Source organism: Faecalibacillus sp. MSK20_93 (assembly GCF_020589945.1).
Lineage (GTDB): Bacteria > Bacillota_I > Bacilli_A > Erysipelotrichales > Coprobacillaceae > Faecalibacillus > Faecalibacillus intestinalis.
This window is the reverse complement of the sequence record NZ_JAJDKA010000022.1, coordinates 16,674-41,673: the sequence shown is the minus strand read 5'-3', so window position 1 is coordinate 41,673 and position 25,000 is coordinate 16,674. Positions and strand designations below refer to the sequence as shown.

28 protein-coding genes are annotated in these 25,000 nt (G+C 29.3%); 7 read left to right on the top strand and 21 right to left on the bottom strand.

Translation table 11 applies throughout. The annotated features are described in order from the left end of the window. Positions 1-51: 51 nt before the first annotated feature. A complete protein-coding gene (locus tag LJD34_RS08150) occupies positions 52-2,463 on the bottom strand; it encodes a glycyl radical protein (RefSeq protein ID WP_227359599.1) in 2,412 nt (803 codons plus the stop codon). Positions 2,464-2,626: 163 nt separating this feature from the next. On the opposite strand from LJD34_RS08150, the gene LJD34_RS08145 reads away from it, so the two are divergent. Continuing rightward, the gene (locus tag LJD34_RS08145) at positions 2,627-3,523 is read left to right on the top strand and encodes a glycyl-radical enzyme activating protein (protein ID WP_227359598.1); all 897 of its coding nucleotides are present in this window, start codon (positions 2,627-2,629) and stop codon (positions 3,521-3,523) included. Positions 3,524-3,559: 36 nt separating this feature from the next. Here LJD34_RS08145 and LJD34_RS16430 read toward each other — a convergent pair whose 3' ends face one another. The 7 genes from LJD34_RS16430 to LJD34_RS08115 form a co-directional block, all read right to left on the bottom strand. Next, positions 3,560-3,694, bottom strand: a complete 135-nt coding sequence (locus LJD34_RS16430; protein ID WP_264474805.1) for a hypothetical protein — start codon at positions 3,692-3,694, stop codon at positions 3,560-3,562. 76 nt (positions 3,695-3,770) lie between these two features. Beyond that, the gene (locus tag LJD34_RS08140; protein ID WP_227359597.1) at positions 3,771-4,433 is read right to left on the bottom strand and encodes a DUF5680 domain-containing protein; all 663 of its coding nucleotides are present in this window, start codon (positions 4,431-4,433) and stop codon (positions 3,771-3,773) included. A gap of 99 nt (positions 4,434-4,532) precedes the next feature. After that, positions 4,533-5,279, bottom strand: coding sequence for a DeoR/GlpR family DNA-binding transcription regulator (locus tag LJD34_RS08135; RefSeq protein WP_032089634.1), 747 nt, complete (start codon positions 5,277-5,279; stop codon positions 4,533-4,535). 77 nt (positions 5,280-5,356) lie between these two features. After that, positions 5,357-5,689 (bottom strand): DNA-directed RNA polymerase subunit delta, encoded by a 333-nt coding sequence (gene rpoE / locus LJD34_RS08130; protein ID WP_032089633.1) that lies wholly within the window; start codon positions 5,687-5,689, stop codon positions 5,357-5,359. A 12-nt stretch (positions 5,690-5,701) separates the two neighbouring features. Then, entirely contained in the window at positions 5,702-7,363 is a 1,662-nt protein-coding gene (gene argS, locus LJD34_RS08125; RefSeq protein WP_118632607.1) for an arginine--tRNA ligase, read from the bottom strand. Between the two features lie 75 nt (positions 7,364-7,438). Then, positions 7,439-8,947 carry a cardiolipin synthase gene (cls, locus tag LJD34_RS08120; RefSeq protein WP_227359596.1) on the bottom strand — a complete coding sequence of 503 codons (1,509 nt, stop codon included), beginning with the start codon at positions 8,945-8,947 and terminating at the stop codon, positions 7,439-7,441. Then, positions 8,934-9,332 carry a hypothetical protein gene (locus LJD34_RS08115; RefSeq protein WP_052010804.1) on the bottom strand — a complete coding sequence of 133 codons (399 nt, stop codon included), beginning with the start codon at positions 9,330-9,332 and terminating at the stop codon, positions 8,934-8,936. Before LJD34_RS08115 ends, cls begins: the two co-directional genes overlap by 14 nt. Positions 9,333-9,386: 54 nt before the next feature. Between LJD34_RS08115 and LJD34_RS08110 the strand changes: the two genes are divergently transcribed. Beyond that, on the top strand, positions 9,387-11,261 hold the full coding sequence (locus LJD34_RS08110; protein ID WP_227359595.1) for a transglycosylase domain-containing protein: 1,875 nt from the start codon (positions 9,387-9,389) through the stop codon (positions 11,259-11,261). Between the two features lie 41 nt (positions 11,262-11,302). Next, entirely contained in the window at positions 11,303-11,734 is a 432-nt protein-coding gene (locus LJD34_RS08105) for a DUF4240 domain-containing protein (RefSeq protein ID WP_032089628.1), read from the top strand. Between the two features lie 204 nt (positions 11,735-11,938). Here the strand turns inward: LJD34_RS08105 and LJD34_RS08100 are convergent, their stop codons facing one another. From LJD34_RS08100 to LJD34_RS08080, 5 genes are all read right to left on the bottom strand, one after another. After that, on the bottom strand, positions 11,939-12,292 hold the full coding sequence (locus LJD34_RS08100) for a heavy-metal-associated domain-containing protein (protein WP_227359594.1): 354 nt from the start codon (positions 12,290-12,292) through the stop codon (positions 11,939-11,941). Positions 12,293-12,410: 118 nt separating this feature from the next. Continuing rightward, positions 12,411-12,599, bottom strand: a complete 189-nt coding sequence (locus LJD34_RS08095; protein WP_022002705.1) for a FeoB-associated Cys-rich membrane protein — start codon at positions 12,597-12,599, stop codon at positions 12,411-12,413. Between the two features lie 50 nt (positions 12,600-12,649). After that, a complete protein-coding gene (feoB, locus tag LJD34_RS08090; protein WP_032089626.1) occupies positions 12,650-14,824 on the bottom strand; it encodes a ferrous iron transport protein B in 2,175 nt (724 codons plus the stop codon). Between the two features lie 19 nt (positions 14,825-14,843). Continuing rightward, on the bottom strand, positions 14,844-15,062 hold the full coding sequence (locus tag LJD34_RS08085) for a FeoA family protein (RefSeq protein WP_022000741.1): 219 nt from the start codon (positions 15,060-15,062) through the stop codon (positions 14,844-14,846). Between the two features lie 16 nt (positions 15,063-15,078). Continuing rightward, the gene (locus LJD34_RS08080) at positions 15,079-15,291 is read right to left on the bottom strand and encodes a FeoA family protein (RefSeq protein WP_227359593.1); all 213 of its coding nucleotides are present in this window, start codon (positions 15,289-15,291) and stop codon (positions 15,079-15,081) included. Positions 15,292-15,515: 224 nt separating this feature from the next. Here LJD34_RS08080 and LJD34_RS08075 point away from each other — a divergent pair, with 224 nt between their 5' ends. The 3 genes from LJD34_RS08075 to LJD34_RS08065 all read left to right on the top strand — a co-directional run bounded on the left by LJD34_RS08075 (position 15,516) and on the right by LJD34_RS08065 (position 17,963). Continuing rightward, complete coding sequence (locus LJD34_RS08075) at positions 15,516-15,881, top strand: metal-dependent transcriptional regulator (RefSeq protein WP_119362602.1); 366 nt, start codon at positions 15,516-15,518, stop codon at positions 15,879-15,881. Positions 15,882-16,302: 421 nt separating this feature from the next. Further along, positions 16,303-17,283 carry a hypothetical protein gene (locus LJD34_RS08070; RefSeq protein WP_227359592.1) on the top strand — a complete coding sequence of 327 codons (981 nt, stop codon included), beginning with the start codon at positions 16,303-16,305 and terminating at the stop codon, positions 17,281-17,283. Positions 17,284-17,285: 2 nt separating this feature from the next. Further along, on the top strand, positions 17,286-17,963 hold the full coding sequence (locus LJD34_RS08065) for a PspA/IM30 family protein (protein WP_195933307.1): 678 nt from the start codon (positions 17,286-17,288) through the stop codon (positions 17,961-17,963). Between the two features lie 118 nt (positions 17,964-18,081). Here the strand turns inward: LJD34_RS08065 and rpe are convergent, their stop codons facing one another. The 8 genes from rpe to LJD34_RS08025 form a co-directional block, all read right to left on the bottom strand. Next, positions 18,082-18,732, bottom strand: a complete 651-nt coding sequence (gene rpe, locus LJD34_RS08060; RefSeq protein WP_117347589.1) for a ribulose-phosphate 3-epimerase — start codon at positions 18,730-18,732, stop codon at positions 18,082-18,084. Positions 18,733-18,764: 32 nt separating this feature from the next. Next, positions 18,765-20,138, bottom strand: a complete 1,374-nt coding sequence (locus tag LJD34_RS08055) for a BglG family transcription antiterminator (protein WP_227359591.1) — start codon at positions 20,136-20,138, stop codon at positions 18,765-18,767. A 95-nt stretch (positions 20,139-20,233) separates the two neighbouring features. Beyond that, on the bottom strand, positions 20,234-20,674 hold the full coding sequence (locus LJD34_RS08050; RefSeq protein WP_227359590.1) for an HTH domain-containing protein: 441 nt from the start codon (positions 20,672-20,674) through the stop codon (positions 20,234-20,236). 44 nt (positions 20,675-20,718) lie between these two features. Further along, positions 20,719-21,318: a KpsF/GutQ family sugar-phosphate isomerase gene (locus LJD34_RS08045; protein ID WP_147580780.1), complete on the bottom strand. Its 600-nt coding sequence runs from the start codon at positions 21,316-21,318 to the stop codon at positions 20,719-20,721. A gap of 3 nt (positions 21,319-21,321) precedes the next feature. Continuing rightward, a complete protein-coding gene (locus LJD34_RS08040) occupies positions 21,322-21,834 on the bottom strand; it encodes a YjbQ family protein (protein ID WP_117347592.1) in 513 nt (170 codons plus the stop codon). Then, complete coding sequence (locus LJD34_RS08035) at positions 21,831-22,121, bottom strand: PTS sugar transporter subunit IIB (protein ID WP_117347593.1); 291 nt, start codon at positions 22,119-22,121, stop codon at positions 21,831-21,833. The genes LJD34_RS08040 and LJD34_RS08035 overlap by 4 nt, the downstream gene beginning before the upstream one ends. 26 nt (positions 22,122-22,147) lie before the next feature. Then, entirely contained in the window at positions 22,148-23,476 is a 1,329-nt protein-coding gene (locus LJD34_RS08030; RefSeq protein WP_227359589.1) for a PTS galactitol transporter subunit IIC, read from the bottom strand. Positions 23,477-23,492: 16 nt separating this feature from the next. Beyond that, entirely contained in the window at positions 23,493-23,948 is a 456-nt protein-coding gene (locus LJD34_RS08025; protein ID WP_117347595.1) for a PTS sugar transporter subunit IIA, read from the bottom strand. A 260-nt stretch (positions 23,949-24,208) separates the two neighbouring features. Here LJD34_RS08025 and LJD34_RS08020 point away from each other — a divergent pair, with 260 nt between their 5' ends. Further along, positions 24,209-24,976, top strand: coding sequence for a histidinol-phosphatase (locus LJD34_RS08020; protein WP_195933306.1), 768 nt, complete (start codon positions 24,209-24,211; stop codon positions 24,974-24,976). The last annotated feature ends 24 nt before the right edge of the window (positions 24,977-25,000 follow it).

The window sequence follows — 25,000 nt, the reverse complement described above, 5'->3', positions numbered from 1 at the left end:
TTATATCTTCTAAGTTTACTGTATCAATTATAAATTCCATTTTCTTTTCTCCTATAATGTTTGTTCAGTTCTTCCAATAATATCATCTTGTGTTGCTTTTGATAACACATTAAAGAATGCGGAATAGCCAGCAACACGAACAATTAAATCTTTATGCTTTTCAGGATGTGCTTGGGCATCTAATAATGTTTCTTTAGAAACAACATTGTATTGAACATGATAACCTTTTAATCGATTGAAGAAGGTTTTAATCAACATTTCAATCTTTTCTTTATTTTCTTCTTTCGATAATAACTGAGGTGTTACCTTTTGATTTAATAAAACACCACCAGTAATTTCATGTGTTGGTAATTTAGAAACAGATTTAAACACAGCAGTTGGTCCTTTTTTATCCATCGCATGAGCTGGTGAACATCCCTCAGCAAGAGGTGTATGTGCTTTTCTTCCATCTGGAGTAGCCATTGTGCCATAACCTTGTCCAACGTTGGCAGAAATACTTGAAGTACCAGCATAACGAATCCCACCGATTGGACCTCTTCCATAACGAGTATTTGGATATTTTTTCATTTCATCAATATAAATATTATAAACATCAACTACTAATTGATCGACTTCATCAATATCATTACCATACTTAGGTGCATCATTAATTAACATTTCTTGAATTCTTTGACTTTCTTCACTTGTATAATCATCTAAAATAGCATTCCATAATTCTTCAGGTGTGATTTTTCTTTCTTCAAAGACAAGTTTTTTAATAGCTGCAAGACTATCTGCCATATTCGCAATTCCTACTTGTAACCCTGAAATAAAATCATAAACAGCGCCCCCTTCTTTGATTGTTTTTCCACGACCAATACAATCTTCTGTCAAGGCTGAACATAAAACATCAGGAACATCTCTTTCAAGTGCTAAATCAATCGCATTTTCAACAATCACTGACATACGTGTCAAATGACGCATTCCTTTTTCAATCGCTTTAAAGAGTTCATCATAAGATGTCATATCTTTAAAGTAACCACTACCTTCAAAGAATCGTTTTCCAGAAGTCATATCTACCCCATCATTCATTGCCATTAATAAAATACGTGGGAAGTTCATATAAGACATCCCTGTACAACGATAACCCCATTTACCAGGAACTGCTGTTTCAACACAACCAATCGCTGAATAGTTATATGCATCTTCTTCTTTGACACCCTTTTCAATAAATGATGGAATAATGATTTCGTCATTATTGAATGCAGGCATCCCTGTACCAAGTTTCATAACTTCAATAGCTTCATCCAAAAAAGCTTTTGGCATATTTTTATGATATCGCACTGTTAAGTTTGGTTGTGGTAAACGTGTTTGGGCAACTGATTTTAATACTAAATATGAAAGTTCATTCGTTGCATCTTTTTTATCAGGTGTTTGTCCACCAATGGTTACATTTTGATACATTGGGCTTCCGGCACTTGAAAAAGTATGGGCTTGTGAACGCACCTTATTGATTGTTAGAGTTTTGATCCATAAGTTATCTAACAATTCAATAGCTTGTTCTTCTGTTATATTATGAAAATCTTTATCATGTTTATAGTAAGGATAAATGTATTGATCAAAACGTCCATAAGATAAAGAATGCCCATTCGATTCAATTTGTAGAATTAATTGAATAAACCATGTTGATTGAATCGCTTCATAGAAAGTTTCTGCTTTTTCATAAGGAACTTTCTTACAAATACGTGCAATTTCTTCTAATTCTTCTTTTCGTTTCCCATCAGCACTTTCTGCAAGTTCTAAAGCAAGATCACTGTAACGTCTTGCAAATGTTTTAACTGCATCAATGACAATTAAAACAGCTTTATAAAATTGATATTTATCAATATTTCCAGGTATACATAAATCAAGTTTTTCTTTTAAATCTTTAACTCTTTCTTCATATCCTTTTAAACCTTTTTGTAAAACTTGTTGATAATCTACCGCTAAATGCGCATCTCCAGAATTAAGCTTCCCTTCCATTCCAAAGAAACCTGTTTCCATATAAACACTCACTTCATCTGGAAGCAAAGCGCCTCCTTTACTTCTTAAATTATTATTTTCCCAAAATGGTGCAATAGATTTTAGTTCATCTTTTGTTTCTTCAGTAATATAGAAAATATCTCCATCTCTTTTTTCAAATAGATCAAGTTCATTCATCACAAATTCCATTGTATATTCTGGAAAGATGGGTGCATCTCTATTTGATGAAGCTTGATTTCCTACAATCAAAGTATCTTCTTCAATATAAATAGGCATCTTTTCTAAGATGTTTTTTAACATATACGCTCTTTTCATAATTGGCGGTTCATTTAAATGTTCTTTATATGCCTCTGTCGCAAGGAGTGCTCTTTTTGCACAGATATATGGTTTTTTATCTAAGACTTCTTCTCTAAAATGATTCATTCTTGATGTAAGTTCACCAAAGTGTTCACTATTTTTCATTTTTCTTCCCTCGGCTTTCATTCGTAAGTTTTAAATCTTTCTTTTGCAATTAAATTATATAATAAGCAAAAAATAAGTCAATATTATTTTCATAAATAAACAATTTTGGTTTCATTTGAAACTTATAAAAAGATATGTTAGGATATTAGCGAGGAGAAAAACTATGGAAAAAGGATTAATATTTAATATACAAAAATTTAGTATCCATGATGGTCCAGGTATTCGTACGACCGTTTTCTTTAAAGGCTGTCCTTTAAAATGTAAATGGTGTTCAAATCCTGAATCCCAATTACATAAGCTACAAATACTTTATGACTTTGAAAAATGTGTTCATTGTAAGAAATGTTTACTTAACTGCCCAAAACAAGCAATTACTGAAAAAGAAAACCATATGATCTTTAATCATGATAAATGTATTGGCTGTCTACAATGTGTCAATCATTGTCCAACTAAAGCATTAAGTCACGAAGGATACTTTAAAGAAATCCAAGAAATTGTGGATGTCTGCATGCAAGATATTGATTTTTATGAAGAATCTAATGGTGGTGTAACTATCTCTGGGGGTGAAGGTATGGCACAACCTGAATTTCTAGAAGAGCTTGTTTTATCTCTTAAAGAAAAGAATTTACATGTTGCTATTGAAACAACGGGATATATTCAAAAAGAAACATTTCAAAAATTAGCACCTTTATTTGATCTTTTACTTTTTGATGTAAAACATTATAATCGACTTCAACATTTTGAAGGAACAGGTGTTTATAATGATTTAATTGTTGAAAATCTTCAATGGGCTATTCAACGTCAACTTAATGTTTTACCACGCATTCCTGTTATTCCTGATTTTAATGATTCTTTAGAAGATGCTGAAGGAATAAGTGAATTATTAAAAGTATCAAACATTCAAAAGGTACAACTTCTTCCTTTTCATCAATTTGGTGAAAAGAAATATGACTTATTAAATAAAGAGTATACTTTAAAAACTTATCAAGCATATCATGAAGAAGACTTAAAAGATTATCAACAAATCTTTTTAGATAAAGGCATTGATTGTTTCTTTTAGATATAAAAAGCTATCTATTTACTTACAGATAGCTTTTTATTTTTTATGAAGTTGACTCTTTATATACGTATTATACAAAATATTTAATACTACTTCAGAATTATCAAAAACACTTTGTTTTTTATTATTCTTTTCTACATTTAAGATATTTTTATTTTCTAAATTTTTCATATACTCTCTCCTGTTTTAGAAATAATCATTCTTCATTAAGAGTATATTAAAATTTATTTAAAATATTTGTCATTATTTATTTCACAATTCCGCCTTGTATAAAGCCTTCATAAACTTTATATGTTTGATAATATATTTCTTCAACACCCTGAAAAAAATCAATTTTTCCTTGAATACGCAACAAGTAAAGATACTCCCCTTTTTGATAAAATAAAGGACCTCTAAAAGGCAATTCTTCATCAACTTGTAATAAAGCTTCTTTTAAAAAATCACCATTAAAGTTTTCCTCTATAACCCTTCCATAGTAATTCATAGACCAACATGGTTTTCCATCTTTATAAACAATTTCTTGTCCACTAAAATTTTCCGCACCAAAGAAGGAATCTAAATAAGTATAATTATTCTCTTGATATGAATAATCATGAGACTCTTTTCTTGAAGAATTGACTTTATTTGTTTTATTTGCATACGTTGCCTTTTTGGCTTTTACAAGAAAGCATGCAAGTTCACTTATTTCAATTTTATGAGTTTCTAATGTTAAACAATCATCTTCTTTAACTAAATAATCTATTGAAACACCAAAAAGATTTGAAAGTTTTATTAAATACTCAATATTAGGATAAATAGTTCCTGTTTCCCATTTTGTAACTGTTTGTCTTGAAACATTTAATTGATATGCTAGTTCTTCTTGTGTAAGCATGTTTTTCTTTCTATAATACACTATCTTTTCATTAAGCATTATTGTCACCTCCTAGAAAAATTATAACATTCTTACTTCTTATCACCAGCAACTTTCCTTTACATTTTTGCTACAAAAAATCCTAAGGAAACCTTAGGATCAAACTTTCTCAACTTGTATATGTTTTTCTTTAAAATATTCTTCAACTTCTTGAGGAATTCCTTGATCTGTATAAATACATGATACTTGATGTAAATCAATTAAATTAGAAACTCCTTTTTGATGAAACTTATCTGATTCAGTAACAATAATAACATGACTTGCTTGTCTTGCCATATCTTTAACAGCTTCACAACGCATATAATCATTTCCTGTAAATCCTGTATCAATACTAAAACCATCTGTTCCAATAAAGAGTTTATCCACAAAAAATGCTTCTGCACATTTTCTCATCATTGGTCCTATCATCACTTGAGATTCATGTTGATATTCTCCACCTAATAAAATAATTTTAATAGCTGTATGTTTACGAATATAATCTGCAATAAATGCAGAATTGGTAATCAGTGTGACATCTTTTTTTGTCTTTGCAATTTCTAAGGCTACTAGAGCACAACATGAACCTGATTCAATCATAATTGTTTCACCATGTTGAATCGATTCTACTGCTTTTTTAGCTACTTTTTGTTTTTGTTCATAATGATAAGCAAGACGAATATTCATATCATCACTTTTATTAAGAGTAGCATACCCATGTTCTCTAATTAACATACCACTTTCTGAAAGAGCATCTAAATCTTTACGAATTGTAACTTGTGAAACTCCTAGTAATTCAGAAAGTTTTGTAACTTCTACTTTTTTATTTTGTGTGAGTAATTCTAAAATCTTTGTTTGTCGTTTATTCATAAAATAATCCTTTCATTAATAAGAATACCTACTTTTATTTGAAAGCAAGGATTTTATTAAAAAAGAGGCATTGCCTCTTAGTTATTGTAATCATCTTCGATTGTACTATCAACATCATCTTCTACTTCTTCAGATTCTTCATCTTCATCAGTATAGATATCATTCATGTCAATGTGTACTTCATCAAATTTATGACGAGAACGTAAATCCCAGTTATTTTCACCAACTGTAATAAAACGTCCGTCTAAAGTGATGTTTGTATAGAATAAAGATTCTTTTTCATTTTTTTCTTCTTCATCAAAACCTTTAACTTCACTTACTTCTTGCCATAATTTATAGAAATTAACTGCTTTTTTCTTTTTAGACATTAATTCATAAGCGACATCAACCATTGATCTATTTTTATCCATCTTTATCTCTCCTTACATTTTTTCAGGTGCTTCAACACCAATTAAGTTTAATGCATTTTTTAATGTAATACGTGTTGCTTCTACTAAAGCTAAACGTTGCATTGATAATTCAATATTTTCTTTATCTATTACATAACAATCATTATAGAAACTATGGAATAATTGTGCAAGTCTTTGAATATAATTTGCGATTTTATGTGGACTTCTTGATTTTGCACTATCTGCAATTTCATTTCTAAATTCATTAATATGTTTTAATAAAGCCATTTCTTTATCATTTACAAGTAATTCAAAATGATCTGCAATTGTAATATCATTTTCTTTAGCTTGTCTTAAAATTGAACACATTCTTGCATGAGCATATTGTGCATAATAAACAGGGTTATCATTTGATTTAGATTTAGCTAATGTTAAATCAAAATCATAAGGTGTATTGGCTGCTTTAGCGGCAAAGAAATAACGAGTTGCATCAACACCAATATCATCAATTAAATCTTTAATAGTGATTGCATTTCCTGTACGTTTAGACATTTTAACAACTTCACCATTTTCCATCATTCTTACCATTTGTAGAATATCAATATTTAATTGATCACTATTATAACCTAAAGCTTGAATAGCAGCTTTCATACGATTGATATAACCATGATGATCTGCTCCTAATAAATCTACTAAATATTCATAACCTCTATCTAATTTATTTAAATGATAAGCAATATCAGGGGTTAAATAAGTATAACTTCCATCAGATTTAATTAAGACACGGTCTTTATCATCTCCAAATTCAGTTGATTTAAACCATAAAGCCCCATCTTGTTCATAAGTAAATCCTTTTTCTTTTAATTTTTCAATTGTAGGAACTACTTTATTTTCTTCATATAAAGAAGTTTCAGAGAACCAAACATCATGATGAACTCTAAATTCCGCTAAAATATCTTTAATTTTTTGTAATTCAAATTTAGTTCCTTCTTTTCTAAAGAAAGCAATCATTTCATCATGATCTGCATTTAAATATTTATCGCCAACTTCTTCTTTGATTTTAACAGCGATATCTTTAATATCTTGACCATGATATCCATCTTCAGGTAATTCAAAATCTAAACCAAAAGCTTCTCTATATCTTGCATATAAAGATAAAGCTAAATTATAAATTTGATTTCCTGCATCATTAATATAATATTCTCTTGTAACATCATATCCTGCAGCTGACATAATACGACAAATACTATCTCCTACTGCTGCCCCTTTAGCATGTCCTAAATGTAAATCTCCTGTTGGATTGGCAGAAACGAATTCAACATTATATTTAATTCCTTTTCCTGCATCACTTTTTCCATAATCATCTTTTTCTGCTAATACTTCTTTAATAATAGAAGTTAAAGCATCTTTTTTCATAAACATATTGATGAATCCTGGACCAGCAATTTCAATAGAATCGATATTTGCTTCCTCTTTATCAATTGCTTCGATTAATTGTTCTGCAATCATTCTTGGATTCTTTCTAAGTAATCTTGTAAGTTGCATAGCGATATTTGTTGAATAATCACCATGACTTTTTTCTTTTGGTATTTCTATTGTGATTTGATCTATTTCATAATCTTCTACAAAATTGCATTTAACCATTGCTTTTTTTAGTGCTTCTTTCAATGCAATTTCAATTTTATTTACAGCCATTTTTTACCTCCTTAAAAAAGATATTTAATCGTTTATACGTTACCATTAAGAGTGCATAAAGTCAATGTTTTTTACCTAAAGTAATGGAGCAATTACACGTAAAATTGCTTCAAACCAACCCATAAATTTACCAGTTACAACTTCATCCAAGGTAATTTCATGAGACTTTTCTACTGTCGCTAAAAAATCTTCCTTAATATCTTTTAATATTTTATTGTTATATAAATAAATTCCATTTTCAAAATGAAGATATAAACTACGATAATCTAAATTAATTGTCCCTACTGTTGCACATTTATCATCCACTAAAAAGTTTTTAGCGTGAATAAATCCAGGAGTATATTCATAAATACGAATACCATGTTTGATCAATGTTTGATAATATGAACGTGTAACTCTAAAAACAATTTTTTTATCTGGTATTCCTGGTGTAATGATGCGTACGTCGACTCCTCTTTTAGCAGCATTGATCAATGCTGTTTGTAAGTTATCATCTAAGATCAAATAAGGTGTTGTAATATATAAATAATCATACGCTTGATTGATCATGTTTAAATAAACATTTTCACCTACATTTTCATCATCTAAAGGAGAATCTCCATAAGGAGTTACATAGCCATCTACCTCAAATTTTTGATGAGAGCGCACATAATACTTTTCATAATCTTCTTCTGTATTTCTTGCTACATTCCATGATTCTAAAAACATCTTCGTAAGCGAATTAACAGCAGGACCATGAATCATTAACCCAGAATCCTTCCAATGCCCATATTTAACTCTTTGATTAATATATTCATCTGCTAAATTAAATCCACCACTAAAGCCTATTTCACCATCAATCACCACGATCTTTTTATGATCACGGTTATTCATCGCTAAAGATAAAACAGGTATAAAAGGATTAAATGCCACACTCTTTATGCCCATTTTTTCAAGTTGACGATCATAATGACGAGGCAACATCGTAAGTGATCCTACATCATCATACATAAATCTCACTTCTACGCCTTCTTTAACTTTTTCTTTAAGAATATCTAAAACACTTTTCAACATTTTTCCTTCATCAACAATAAAAAATTGCATAAAAATGAATTTTTTCGCATTTCTTAAAGATTCCAATAAAGGTTCAAAAGCATCATCACCTAATGAAAAATATTTAAGATCTTGTCCATAATAAGTAGGATATTTTTGTTGATTTAAATAATTCATTTGTCCTTTAATATAAGGATCAGCTACCTCTTCTATAATATCATTTTCAATAATACGTTGATTCTTTATTTGTTTTAAAAAAGCAAATTGTAACCTTTGACTTGGTTTTTTATCTCCTAAAAATACATAAAGAACACCACCTACAAAAGGTACAGCAGCTATTAAAACAAGCCAGGTAATCTTATAAGCACTTGCATCATCCTTATTTATAATATATAAAGCAGCAAGAACGCTAATAAGCTTGAACAAATAGACAAAAAATCTAGATGATCTATGAATCGTCAAAAAGGCAACAAAAACAATAATTAATTGAATTAAAATCAATAAACCTGAAAATAATATTTTATTCGTTAATAACTTCTTAGATTGCTTCATTTTCTTCTCCATAAAAATCATATTTCATCATCACGTAAACTTCACTTAATTGTTGATGCTCATCACTTAAAATATACTTCACTTTTAAATAACGATCATGTTCCATTGTAATAAGTTCTGTAAAGAGTTCTATCATCCCATAATCTGTATGATAATGATTTCCTATCTTTCTATGATAAGAAAGATTTAATAAAGAAGGTCCATTAGCTAATGTCATTTCTTTACCTTTTAAAATAATTTCTATCTTTTGATCATTGTTATAGAAAGTAAATTTCTCTTTATCAAATCCTTTTTCATAGATTCCATCACTTTTAAATTGAACTGTTTCATGATGATCATCATATTTAAATATACTCTTATAATTTACTTTAATATTCTTTTTCATTCTATCACCGTGCATATTATAACATAAAATGGCAAGAATAAAATCGGTGATAAAATGAGACAGTTTATAAAAAGAATTCTTTATTGTTTTATATTTTTCTTCACATTTCTTTTATTGATGTATGTTATTGCCTTTTGTGTAGGAAAACCTGAACTTAATAAAGATCGTTACATAAAGCTTTATGATGATCAAAATAAGATTTTTTATCAAAGTGTCAATAATTATAGTGGGCAATATGTTTCAATTGATGATGTTAGTCCTTATTTTTTAAAAGCAATTGTTGCTATTGAAGATAAACGTTTTTATAGTCATCATGGGTTTGATTATGTCGGAATTTCCCGGGCAATAAAAACAAATGTCCTAAAAAGGAAAACTTCTCAAGGTGCTAGCACAATAACCCAACAATACGCTCGTCTTCTTTATTTAACAAATGAAAAGACTTGGTCTCGTAAAGTAAAAGAAGCTTTTTTTACTTTACAATTAGAAACGCATTTATCAAAAAAGGAAATTTTAGAAGGTTATATCAATAATGTCTATTTTGGACATGGAATTTATGGCATTGAAAATGCTTCCCAGTATTTCTATGGTAAAAAAGCAAAAGAATTGACTTTAAATGAAGCAAGCATGTTAGCAGGGGTTGTCAATGGTCCCCAATATTATTCACCAATTTTAAACAAAGAAAGAGCTAAACAAAGACAAAGTCTTGTTTTAAAAGCTATGTATGATAATCAAATGATTACTCAAAGTATTTTAGAGACCACTCAAAAACAAACTCTTAATTTAGCAAGTGAACATTCACTTAATGAAAATATGTCTACTTATTATTATAAGGATACTGTTTTAGAAGAATTAGAGGAATTAGGTTTTTATAATAATCAATATTTAAATAAAGGATTAAATATTTATACTTCTTTTAACAGTAAATATCAAAATACTTTAAATGATCTTATTAAAGAAAAGAAAATACAAGGTGATCTACAATGCGCTTTTACGGTTGCAAATCCTAAAACCAATCAATTACAAGCCTTGATTGGTGGTAAAGATTACGCTAATTCTCAATATAATCGTGCAATACATGCTTCTAGACAAATAGGAAGTACAGCGAAACCTTTTCTCTATTATTTAGCCTTAGAAAACGGATTTAACCCCTCTACACGTTTTCTATGCGAACCAACGACCTTTAAATTAAGTAACAATACAACTTACTCTCCTGCTAATTTTCATCAAAAATATGCTTATCAAGAAATCACACTTGCTCAAGCTATTGCTGTCAGCGATAATATTTATGCTGTAAAAACACATTTATTTTTAGGTACAGAAAATCTTAGAGATTTTCTTAAATCCTATGGAATCAACGCTAAAAACAACGCCTCTTTAGCACTTGGAACAGTTAATACAAACATTTATAATCTTTCAAATATCTACTGTAATATTGCTTCTGGTGGTAAATATCAACATCTTTATACCATTGAAAAAATCGTTGATCATCAAGGAAAAACTATTTATCAACATAAAAATCAAAGAATTCAAAATTTGAACAAAGAAAGCTGTTTAATCCTCAATCAATTATTAACAGGAACCTTTAATAAACAATTTTCAACTTATTTAAATGCAACAATGGAAAATTATCAAACCAAATATAAAGTTGCCTGTAAAACAGGAAGTACAGATTATGATAATTTGATTGTTGCTTATAATCCTAATATCCTCATTAATGGTTGGGTAGGCTATGATGATAATCGAAAAATAGAAAACAGTCAGGAAAAAATACTTGCTAAAGAAGTGGCGATTAATTTTTTAAATAAAGAAATCAAAAAAGAAAGTTGGTATAAATTAACATCTAAATTAAATGCTATCGCTATTAATCCTATCTATGGAAATATTGATGAAACAGGGATTGTTTATTGGTTTAGAAAAGGGAGTCCTTGATATCTTGTTCATTATCCTATAGAATGGATATGGTGATGAAAATGTTTAAAAATTCTTTTTGGGGAATATTAAAAAAAGGTTATTGGGATAGTGAAAATACAGATGAAGTTTTTGAACCAATTATTAATTTTTTAGTAAATCATAAAGATCAATATATTTTTGATTTTCATGATTTAATGTCTGAATTTCTATATGAATTAGACCGTAAAGAAATCTATGAACATAGTATCAATCAAGAACAATTTAATGAGGAAGATTTCTTAAATCAAAGAGCTTATGTTCTTACAAATGGTAATAAATATTATCATGATATCATTTCCCTCATTAAACCACTAGATGGTGAATTAAAATGTCCACAGCTTTTAACGCTTCCAGCAAAAGCTTGGTCTATCAAAAACAACAAATCTATTGAAAAATATCCACATACACCTAAATATAATATTCAAACAAAAAGCAATACCAAATATTGGTAAAAAAAGAGGATTTTTGAAATCCTCTTTTTAGATACTTCATTATATATAGACATTATTAAAGAATTTGGAGTGCTTGGTGTATGAGATGTGTATTTCTTTAACTTTTAATCGCAACAATTATATCTTGTCTATACATATTAAATGTACCATGTATAGACATGAATATCAATCGTTTTATAAAAAAAGAGAAGAATTTCTTCTTCCCTAAATAACATCATATCCTACTTGTTTGACAGCAGATATAATCACTTGATCATCAACATCTCGATCATAGACAACATGTGCTTCTTCTTTTTTTAAGTTTACTTGTGAACTTACGCCTTCAATAGCATTAATTGCACGTGTTACATTAGCCACACAATGCTGACAAGTCATACCTTTAATTTTAAATACTTTTTCTTTAATAATTGGATTGTCTAATTTTTTATCTTCTAAAGCTTGATAGATTTCTCCACCACCGCTACAACAAGAACTTTCACCCTTCATGTGTTTTCTTGTTGATTTTAAAGCAATACCAACAACCACCACTAATATAAGAACGATAATAACATTAGCCATAATTACCTCCTGTTATTTTCTTTTCTTCTTAATTTTTTGAACAAGTGTGTAAATAGAAACACCTATTAAATAAATAACAAGTACTCCTAAAAACATATAGAAAGTCGAACCACTTACATTACCCATGATTATGTCTCTCTTTCATTTTCTTTTGATCTCTATAATAATCATCTAAAGGAGATGAACATTGACTACACCCTGCACAAATACCACTACACTTATGTCCATCTTTCTTTCTAAAGAAATGTGTATAGATGACCCATGCACAATAGGCAACAATTAATAAAACAATAATCACATTAGCCATAATAATACCTCCTTTAATTTATAAAAATCCGGAGTTACTCCGGATTTTTATTATGCTTCAACTGATCTTGTAGAATAAACTTTTTGATCTTTATATGGATCAGGTCTAAATAACATGTATAACATGAATGCAAGAACAACGAATGCAACAACTGTCCAGAATCCAAATGTTCCATATAATACTAATGAACCAATTTGATATACCATTAATGAAACAGCGTAAGCAAATACGTTTTGGAAGATAATTGCAAACCAGAACCATCTTCTATCATTCAATTCGTTAGCCATTGTTGAAATAGCAGCTAAACATGGTGAATCTAATAAGTTAAAGATTAAGAATGATAATGCAGCCATTGCAGTTGGGAACCATTGAGCTACACCAGCAGCAACGTTAACAGCATCTTCAGTATCTCCAGCAACATTAGCTAATACACCCATTGTAGAAACGATTGCTTCTTTAGCTGAGAATCCAGTTAATGATGAAGCAACTGATTGCCAGTTACCAAATCCAAGTGGAGCAAAGATTGGAGCAATAACATTACCAATAACAGCGATTAAACTATTAGCAGTATCATCAACCATACCAAATGATCCACCTTCAAATCCGAATGTAGATAAGAACCAAATAACGATACAAGCAACAACTAAGATTGTACCAGCTTTAATTAAGAATGCTTTTAATCTTTCCCATACGTGTAATAATACAGTTTTAACACTAGGAATATGATATTCTGGTAATTCCATTACGAATGGAGCAGGTTTACCAGAGAATGGTTTTGTTTTCTTTAAGATAATAGCAGAAACTAATACAGCAACAATACCTAAGAAATACATTGCAGGAGCTATCATTCCTCCAGCTTCCCAACCAGCAACTTTACCAGCCATAACTCCACCTAATAAAGCGATAACAGGTAATTTTGCACCACAAGGAATAAATGTAGCAGTCATAATAGTTAAACGTCTATCATTATCTTGTTCGATTGTTTTAGATGCCATAATAGCAGGAACACCACAACCAGAACCAATTAATAATGGAATAAAGCTTTTTCCAGATAAACCGAAATATCTAAATACTCTGTCCATGACGAATGCAATACGAACCATGTAACCACAATCTTCTAAGATTGATAAGAATAAGAATAAGATTGCCATTTGAGGTGCAAATCCGATAACTGCACCAACACCACCGATGATACCATCAACGATAACAGCAGATAATAAACCACTTGCTCCAACTGAACTTAAGAATCCAGATACAGCATCTTGAATAGCTACAACAAAGACATCATTTGTCCAGTCAGTAACGAATGTCCCAACAGTTGTAACTGAAATATAGTAAACAATATACATGATTAATAAGAAAATAGGAATTCCTAAGAATCTGTTTGTTACAATTTTATCAATTTTGTCAGAAATTGTTAATTTTTCTTTTGGTTTTTCAACAGTTGTTGAAATTATTTTTTGAATATAAGTATAACGACCATCAGTAACAATACTTTCCATATCGTCATCTAATTCAGTTTCTAAATCTTTTCTTAATGCATCAATAGTAGTTTTAGCTTGAGCATCTAAAACAATATGATTCATTACTTTTTCATCATTTTCTAAAACTTTAACAGCATACCATCTTTTTTTGTTAGCAGCAATCGTTTCAGATAAAGCAGGAACAACAGTATCAATTGCTTTTTCAAGTTTTTCACTGAAAATAGCTCCTGGTAATTGATGTTCACCTTGTTTAGCAACTTTAACAGCTTCAGCAATTAATTCTTTTAAACCTGTTCCTTTTAAAGCAGAAGTTTCAATAATAGGACATCCTAATACCATTGATAAACGTTTAGTGTCAATTTTTAAACCTCTTTTTTCAATTAAGTCTGCCATATTTAAAGCAACAACTACTGGAACCCCAGTTTCAATTAATTGAGTTGTTAAATATAAGTTTCTTTCAATATTAGTAGCGTCAACTAAGTCAATAATGACATCTGGATCTTCATTTAAAAGAAAATCACGGCTGACAACTTCTTCTAATGTATAAGGAGATAAAGAATAAATACCTGGTAAGTCAACAACAGTAATATTATCTTCTTTGTTTCCTTTCACTTTTCCTTCTTTCTTTTCTACAGTAACACCTGGCCAGTTACCAACATATTGATTAGCACCTGTTAATGCGTTAAACATTGTTGTTTTACCACAGTTAGGGTTACCTGCAAGCGCAAATTTAATATTCATTTTTTACTTTCCCCCTCCGTTATTCAACTTCAACACATTGTGCATCGTTTTTTCTAACTGATAATTCATAACCTCTTACAGTAATTTCAACAGGATCTCCAAGAGGAGCAACTTTTCTAATATATAATTCTACCCCTTTAGTGATACCCATATCCATAATACGTCTTTTGTAAGCTCCATCACCTTCAATTTTCTTAACAGTGACAGTGCTACCAACTTCTACTTCATTAAGTTTCACAACACTTCCCCCTTTTCTACACCATGATACGTTTTGCCATATCTTCATTAATAGCAACGCGAGAATCCTTGATATTAACAATCACATTTCCCCCGATTGCCGAAACAACAGCAACTTCAGCACCAACAACAAAACCAAGATTATTTAAAAATCTTCTTGTTTCTTCGTTACCACCAATTCTTTTGATTTCACCGGTTTCTCCTATGTTTAACATTGTTAACGGCATCATACTTACCTCCTCAAGAATTTGTCCTCGCTAACCACATTAGGTTATGCTAATTTGATTAGTATTTGCTAACTATAAGACATAAAATATAGTTAGACTTCTCTAACTTCAAATAGAATATACTTCATTTTAAAATAGATGTCAACCCTCTTTCAACAATTTACAACGTGCTTATTCATTGCTTATCTCGGTTAAAATATGATATAATACAGTAAGAGGTGATGCGCATGAATTTACAAGAATCAGGAGAAATGTATTTAGAAACGATTCTCGTCTTATCGAAAAAGAATAAAGATGTTCGTTCTATTGATATTGCAAGAGAACTTAATTATTCCAAACCGAGTGTTTCTCGTGCTATTGGTTTATTAAAAAAAGATGAATATATTATCGTAGATAGTAAAGGTTATATCGAATTAACTGATAAAGGTGCCGAAGTAGCAAACACAATTTATGATCGTCATGACACATTATCTTCATTTTTTGAAAGCATTGGTGTTTGCCACGATACCGCTGTTAATGATGCATGCCGTATTGAACATGTTATTTCTACTGAAACAATGAATAAAATCAAAGAACACATGAAACAAAAATAACTCTTCCTAGGAAGAGTTTTTATTTTATAAACAAAAAAAGGTAAGTGATCTTACCAAACTTTTGCTTCCCTTAATAATCTTATGATAGGAAAAAGGAATTTGGCTAATTTAAGTTAAATAATCATAAGACAATTAAACGAATAGTATTGCAGCAACGATGACACTAATTTGTAAAGCAAGAGCCATCAAGCTGCGCTTGAATTTCTTTTTCATAGCTCTTCAACCTTTCTGTGGGTTATCCCTCGCTAACCACAACTATATGTTAGCATAGGCTAACCTATATGTCAATAAATATTACATACTTTTTTATATTTATTCTTTTTATCATTTATTGAACTAAAATCTTTATAATATATCTTTTCTAAAAAGATTCATGTATAATATTTATAATAAAACTCAATAAAGAAAGAGAGGTGAAAGTATGCCAAGACCTGGAACTAGTGGAGGAGGTCATCGTTCATCTGGAGGACATTCAAGTGGTCGTGTAGGTGGCGGACACCATGTTGGAAGTTCATCAAGGAGACCAACAGGAGGTTCTTCATTTAATAGAGGACCATCTTTTGGAGGTGGCTATCACCATGAACCCCCACCACCAAGACCACCGAGAAGAGGTTATTATGGTTATCGTAGAAATACTTATACACACTCATCGAGTAGCTTAGGAACATTAATTGCCTGTATTATTATTTTTGCAATCATTATTTTTAGCTTTTTTATGATAAGTAATGATCATAGTGATGTTACTTCGACTATTAATCGAGAAAAAATAGAAAATCCAGTTGCTTATGATAATAACTGTATTAAAGATGAACTAGGCTATATCGAAAATCAATCAAAGCTTTCTAAAAATCTTAAAAACTTCTACAATAAAACAGGAATTCAACCTTATATTTATTTAAAAAGTTATGATGAAAGCCTAACAAGTGATAATCAAAAAGATGAATATGCTCAAACATGGTATTCAGAAAACATCGATAATGAAGATACCTTCTTATTTGTTTACTTTGAGGAACAGAACTCTAATGAAATAGGCTATATGGCTTATGTCAATGGTAAACAAGTCACATCGGTAATGGATAGTGAAGCTATTGATATTTTTTGGAATTACATAGATCGTTATTGGACAGATAGTTCATTATCGACTGTAGATGTTTTTACAAAAACATTCGATTCAACAGCTAAAACAATTATGAAAAAATCAACAACCTCTAAAGATATCATTAAAATTATTTGTATTATTGTAGGTATTGTCATTGTTATCGGTGGAATTATTTATATTTTACGTATGAAATTCAAACGTGATAAAGAAAAAGCAAAAGAAACAATTGAAATTTTAAAAACACCTCTTGATAAATCTGATGATTTAAGAGATAAATACTTAAATGAAGAAGGGAAAGAATAATTATGGGAATTTTAACAAGATTTACTGATATTATGAAAAGCAATATTAATGCCTTATTAGACAAATGTGAAGATCCAGCTAAAATGATTGATCAAACATTAAGAGATTTAAGAGAAGATCTTGCTGAAGTCAAAAAAGAAACAGCAAACATTATTGCTGATGCTAAAAGTGCTGATCGACAAGTTAAAGAATGTGAAGAAGAGATCACTAAATATACAGCTGCTGCACAAAACGCATTAAAAGCAGGTAATGAAGATGATGCAAGAACATTGATTGCTAAAAAACAACAATATGAAAGCAATCTTGTTTCATACAAAAAAACACAAGAACTCACTCATGCCAATGCTGATAAAATGCGTCAAATGCATGATAAATTAGTAAACGATATCGAAACATTAGAAGCAAGAAGAGATGCTATTAAAGCAACAGTTGCTTCTGCTAAAGCTCAAGAACATATTAATAAAATTGTTTCTGGTGGAGATAAAGCAAAATCTTCTATGGAATCATTTGAACGCTATGAAAAGAAAGCAGAAAAAATGCTTGATGCAGCTACCGCAGAAGCTGAATTAAATGCACATACAAGTGCTGCTTCTACTCTTGCTGATAAGTATACATCAAACGGTAGTGACGCTTCTGTTGAAGATGAATTAGCTGCTATGAAAGCAAAACTTGGATTATAATATAAAAACTGTAAAGATACTCATATTTTATTTATGAGTATTCTTTACAGTTTTTTATTTATATAAGATTCTTTATAAAATAATATACATGTATTATTTTTTCTTGCTAATTCTGCTTTCATTTTAAAGAAGCAATCCTTTGTGCATAATCATCACTATTAAATATATAACTTCCAGCAACTAATACATCAACACCTGCATCTTTACATTTTTTTCCTGTTGTTTCGTTGATTCCACCATCTACTTCAATTAAGTAGCGATCATTATTTTCTTTTCTTCTAGTATCTAAATCTTTAATTTTGGCTAAAGCAATTTCTTTAAAGGATTGCCCACCAAATCCAGGTTCAACAGACATGACTAAAACGACATCTAATAAAGATAAATAATCTTGGATTGTATCAACTGGTGTATTTGGTTTAATACTTATTCCTACTCGGACACCATTTTCTTTAATATGATGAATAAGTACTAAAGTGTCTTCTTTATTGTCCATTGCTTCAATGTGGAAAACAATAAGGTTTGCTCCACTTTTAATAAATTCATTGACATACTTTTGAGGTTCACTGATCATTAAATGAACATCTAAAAATAAATTTGTCACTTTAGAAACATCTTCTAAAATACTATATCCAAAAGAAATATTCGGAACAAAATGTCCGTCCATAACATCATAGTGAAGCCAATCAGCTTTTCCATTTTCAATTTTTTCTATATCATCTTTCAAGCATGTAAAATTTGCTGAAAGAAGAGAAGGTGCAACTTTAACCATATTATTTCTCCTTTTTCTCAATCTCTACATCGTTATTCTTTTAATGAATTTATAAAATCAGCTCTATTCGCTATTTTTTTAATTTCATTTATAATATTCTTATTCGATACAAGATCATATATTTCCAAAACAATTTGATTAAATTCAGACTCCATATTATTAGGAACAGCTAACATCACTATCATATCAACATAATTATTTCCCCATTTAATAGGATTTGTTAGGGTCATTATAATAATACTTGTATTAATAACAGTTGCCGGGTCCCCATGCAGTAATGCAACACTATTTTCTAAAACTGTATCACCTAGTTCTTCTCTTTTATATACAGATTCTCTAAATCCACTTTTAACTGCTTTATTTTGTTGTAATATATCAATCATAAAATCCATACATTCTTTTTTTGAATTTAATGCAGATTTAAAAAATAGATATTTTGGTTTAATATATTTTTTCAAAGTAGATAGTTTTATTTTATTACTTTTTATTGTTTCATTAAGCCTTGGAGTTTTAATAAAAACATTTTTTGCATATACATCAAAAATATTTGCATAATCTATATTATCTAAAAATGGACTTACTTTTACAACTGGTATTTGTGAATTAAAATATTCACTAGTTGTACTAATTATAAGATCTACATTATTCATATTAATCTGTTTCAAATTACTTAAACTGCAGGATTGAATATCATCATATTTAGGAAGGACAGATCGTAATCTATTAACGATATATTTTGATGATGCTATTCCATATGGACAAATAACTAGAATTTTATGAGATACTGCAGATTTATTAATAGCAATTTGAAAATATATAGTAATAAAAGAAACTTCATCATCTGTTAAAATACAGTCAAATGTACTTTCAATAATTGATAAAACATACCATGAAACTGTAAATAAAGGTAGATATCTTGTTTTTATCTCACATAAAATAGGATTAACAATATTAACACCATTTTTTAATCTCATAATCATTGCAGGAATATGTTGATATAATTGTTTTTCTAATTCATCTCTATTAGATATTACTATATTTTCTGTTTTTTCTAATCGATTAATTATTTCATTTATAAGCAGATGGTATTTGCTTTTATCAACATCTATCTTTGTCATTCTATACGATGCTAAATACTTAGTAAGAATTATTTTATCTTCACCTGTTAAATGAATATCCGCCTTTTCTTCTAAGTATTCAATAATTCTTTGTACAAATGGATAATCTGAAATAAACAACATTCCGTCTGTATTAATATATTCTTCGTCACCTATATGATAACCATGTTTATTTCTATAGATAAATACAAGTAAAGTAACAGTGAAAGCATTTTTATAATAATCAGTTATTTGAATATTATTAAATGAAATTATATCATTAAACACCTCTAAGATTAAATCATACAAATCATTTCCAAAAAAATCTACAAATGGAACTTTATGGAACGTAATTGTATTTAATAAATAATCTATTGCTGCAGATTGAATATTAAATTCTGAACCTACAGCAATAATTTTTTTATCTGTTGTTTTAAATAACTTTTTGTAAGATAATCTAAATCATTTAAAATAGCCGTTTTACTAACATAGTATTCTTCAGCAATATTTTGAAGTGAAACACCTTTTCCTTTTACAATAATATTAATAAATAGATTTCTTCTACGAACATCTATGTCAAATTTATTGTCTGTTTCAATTTCTTTTAAAGTATTAGCTTTTTCTAATGCTTTATTGATATCTTGTTTTTTACCAATAACTTTTATTCCACGATAAGGCCTTTTATCTATTTCTAAATTATAGGATTTCAACTCATCTCGTAATACATTAATATCAATATAAATTGTTTTAGGAGTAACATCAAACTTATCTGCCAATATTTGAGCAGGAACATAATCATCCTGTACTAACAAATAATTTAATATTTTTAGTTGTCTCGTTTTCATATTTGCCTCCTCTATGTTAATATAATTAATATTTTACTTTCTAACTATTTACCAACATTTTTATTCAATCGATCACCAACTTCTCCACTAGGATGATTGACTAAAAATACCTCTTGTGAAAATGAAGTGTTTTTTTCAAGATAAATAGCAATAGCATCAAACAACGAAATAACCGCTAATGTACTCGCTGTTGCTAACATATTATAAGCATCTGGTTCTTTTTCAATTTTAACCTTTAAAAATAAATCTGCAACTTTACAAATACTTGAACTTTCATTTTCCCCAACATAAACCAAATAAGCACCTTTACTTTTAACATTTCCTACAAAAGACACAAGCTCATTCGTATTACCACCTTTTGAAATAACAATGAAAATATCATTTTTATCTACAACACCTAATCCTCCATGTACTGCATCCGAAGGATTCACATAAAATGCTTTTTGATTTATCACTTGAAATGTATGTACAATTTTTTTTGCAGCCATTGCTGATGTACCACAACCAGAAACAAATATATTTCCTTCATTATCCTTTATTTTTTCAATTAATGTTTCAACACTTCTATAATCTAAATAATGAGAAAGTTTTTTTAATTCTTCACTTTCAGCATCAATAACAAACTGAATATCTTTTTCTAACATTGTTTATTCCCCCATTACCATAATATTGCACATTCTATTTCTTTCTCTTGTCTGATCAAAATCCACAAAATAAATTGAACCTACTTCACCAATTAAAAGTTTACCATCTCTAACAATAAAACTTTCACTTGCTCCTAGCAAATCAGAGCGCAAATGACCATCTGTATTCAACATTGTCCACTCTAAAGCAGGATAATTAGGATCTGTTTTTGCCATTCCATATTTAATATGTTCTGGTCCAGGGCTATGATATTGTCCTTCGGTTGTTTGTGTCGGTATAATCTTTTCTAATACTTCATTTAAATCTACTTGTAATAAATCATCCCCATAGTAATTTACATCATGCATATATTCATCAAAATATACTGAACAAGTTGTATGAGGTGAAGAAACAATAACAACACCGTTATTTATTTGACTTTTTTCAAATATTTTTTTAACATCACTTGTTATATTATGATATGACGGTCTATTTGAAACTGTTTTTAATTTAAGTTGTTCATGCAAAAATTTCATTTTAAAATTTTCTCCTTTAAAGATACATACACCGCTTCAGCACCAAATCCAGTTAATAATTGTACGCCCATAATTACTTTATCCTTAATATCATCTGGAACTTGTGTTGTTGATAGTACAATATCATATTCTCCATTTTTTATAGATTCTAATTCTTGTCCAACAGCTGATTGTTTAATTTCCACTTGATTTTCTAATCCTTCTTCTTTTAACCATCTGTTAACTTTTGTTCTTACAACTGTTGAAGTAGCATGACCCGCTCCACACATAATAAGTAATTTTTTCATAATATTTATCCTTTCACGCAATTATTTTATGCATTAAATTTTTTTATCTTATTTACATAGAATAATAATCCTAAAATAACAACTGTAATAATTAAAATTCCTGGAAGTGAAAATACTTGTCCAATAAATACCATTAATGCATTTGGCCATAATCCTGCTGAAACATAAGATACCAGTCCACTTGATCCAACACTATATTGTGCTAATTGATAAGCTTTAGTTAATGCAGGAGCTAACCATGTTGCTAAATAAAGCATTGATGCAGAATAAATTCCACATCCAATAACTGATCTTAAAATATTTCCTTTAAATGCTGCTACCATACAAGATAATGCAAATACTAATGTTGGTAAATCGCCAAAAGGTAAGATTTTATTTCCTGGTAATACTACTGAAATAAAGAGTGTTACTGGAATTAATAATAGTGCTGTTGCCATAACTGCTGAGTTTCCAACTGTTAATGCTGCATCCATTCCAATATTAACAACTTTACCATGTAAATATTTTTTACAAAATTCTTGAGTTCCTTCAGCAATTGGAGTTAAACCTTCCATAAACATTCCAACCATTTTTGGAAGAATTTTTAATACCGCTGCCATTTGAACCCCTAATGTCATGAATCCACCAAAATCATAACTAGCTAATAAACCAATTACTACACCAATTACAAACCCAATAATAATAGGATCACCAATTAATCCAAATTTTTCTTGAATTGTTTCTGGATCAACATCTAAATCTTTTAATCCAGGAATTCTATCAAAAAGCCAATTTAGAGGTACTGCTAAAACCATACCAGACAATGCCATTAAATGCGTAATCGCAATTCCTGGGAAATTAAAGAATTTACTTAATAACGGTTGTGATAAATCCGCAAGTAGCAACTGTAATAAAAACCCTGGAATCATTGCAATTGCACCATATACATAATTACCTGTAATGCCCCAAACCATAACACCAATTAATGCTGGTTGCCATAAATTCCAAACATCTACATTTAATGTTTTTGTAATTCCTGTCCAAACTAAAATTAAATTTAAAATAAATGCTACAGGAATAATCAATACTCCTAATGTTGTAGAAAAGCTTAATGGTCCTGCTGTTCCACTACCCAAATCCATAATACTTAATGTCAAACCATAATTTTTTACCATAAGTTTAATTGCAGGTCCTAATACCTCTTGTAAAAAACCTGTAACCATATTTAAACCTATAAAACCAATTCCTACTGTAATACCTGCTATAATAGCTTTTGAAGGTTTAACTCTTACGATTAATCCTAAAATGATAATAATAATAGGAATAAACACAACTGAGCCTAAACCAATAAACCAAGTTACTGCATCCGCAATCATATTTATTTCTCCTTAACTATTTAATATTTTTTCTTTGTAATATATTTTTAAATGTTTCAATATTATCACATTCATCTAATTCTTTCATAAGCACTTGATCACTAAACATTTCCATTAATTTTGTCAATGTTTCTGCTTGTTCGTGAGGGGCAGACATAGCAATCATAAACACCAATGTGACTGGAATTTTCTCATCATTATTTGCCATATTTTTAAAATACACCGGCTCTTTTAATGAGACAAATTCTATTTGTGATCTATTTACATAATCTGAATCTGTATGAGGGATAGCTACACAATATTTTCCCGTATTCAATCCTGTAGGAAATTCATTTTCTCTTTTTAATACATTTTCTAGAAAATTCTTTTTCACTACTCCTCTTTGATATAACTCATTTGCAGCTATTTCAATCACTTCTTCAGCCGAACTAGCTAAAATGTGAAATTGTGCAATCTTTTCATTAAAAAACATGTATACTCCTCTCTTTTTATCTGCTAAACTGCGTCCAGTTTAAGTCTCCCGTCAAAATCTATGTACATTATTTTTTTGACACTTAAATCTTATCATCACTTTAAATTGTAAGCAATTACACACTAGGTTCATAATATTCTACACATTAAGAAAATTTCCATATTAAATGTTAACCTTTTTTTATTTTTATTTAAGATTAAGTACAAAAATAAATTTTATTACATCATAATTTTGTATTATAATATTTTCGAGGTGAAACCATGAATAAAAATAATTATCATACCCATACCACGAGATGCTATCACGCTAGTGGAAAAGATGAAGAATATGTAAAAGCAGCTATTAAAGCTGGCATCAAAGAATTAGGATTTTCTGATCATACACCTTGGCATTATGATTCTTCTTTTAAAGCAACAATGCGTATGCCTGAAAGTCAATTAGATGATTATATTGAAAGCATTCGTTATCTTAAAGAAAAATATAAAGATCAAATTTCTATTTTAATTGGATTAGAATGTGAATATTTTGAAAGATATATGCCTTGGCTTGAAAAGATGTTAAAAGATAAACAAATTGATTACATTATTTTAGGAAATCATTACTATGAAACAGATGAACTTCACCAATACTTTGGAAGTCCTGTCAATGAATACTATTTAAAAGCTTATGTAGATCATTGTATTAAAGCAATCGATACAGGTCTTTATAGTTATATAGCTCATCCTGATCTTGTTTACTATGATAAAGATTCAAAACTTTATCAAGAAGAAATGTCACGTTTATGTGCTTATGCTAAAGAAAAAGATATGCCTTTAGAATTTAATCTTTTAGGGTTTATGTCTGGTAGACATTATCCTAATGAATCTTTTTGGAAAATTGCTAGTAAATATCAAAATAAAGCCATCATTGGTTTTGATGCCCATAGCCCTGATGCCCTTTTAAAAGACGATATCTACCAACAAGCCTACAATTATCTTTCTTCTTTAGATGTTGAACTGATTGATACTATTAAGACATTAAAAAAATAAGGACAATGTCCTTACAAAAAAACT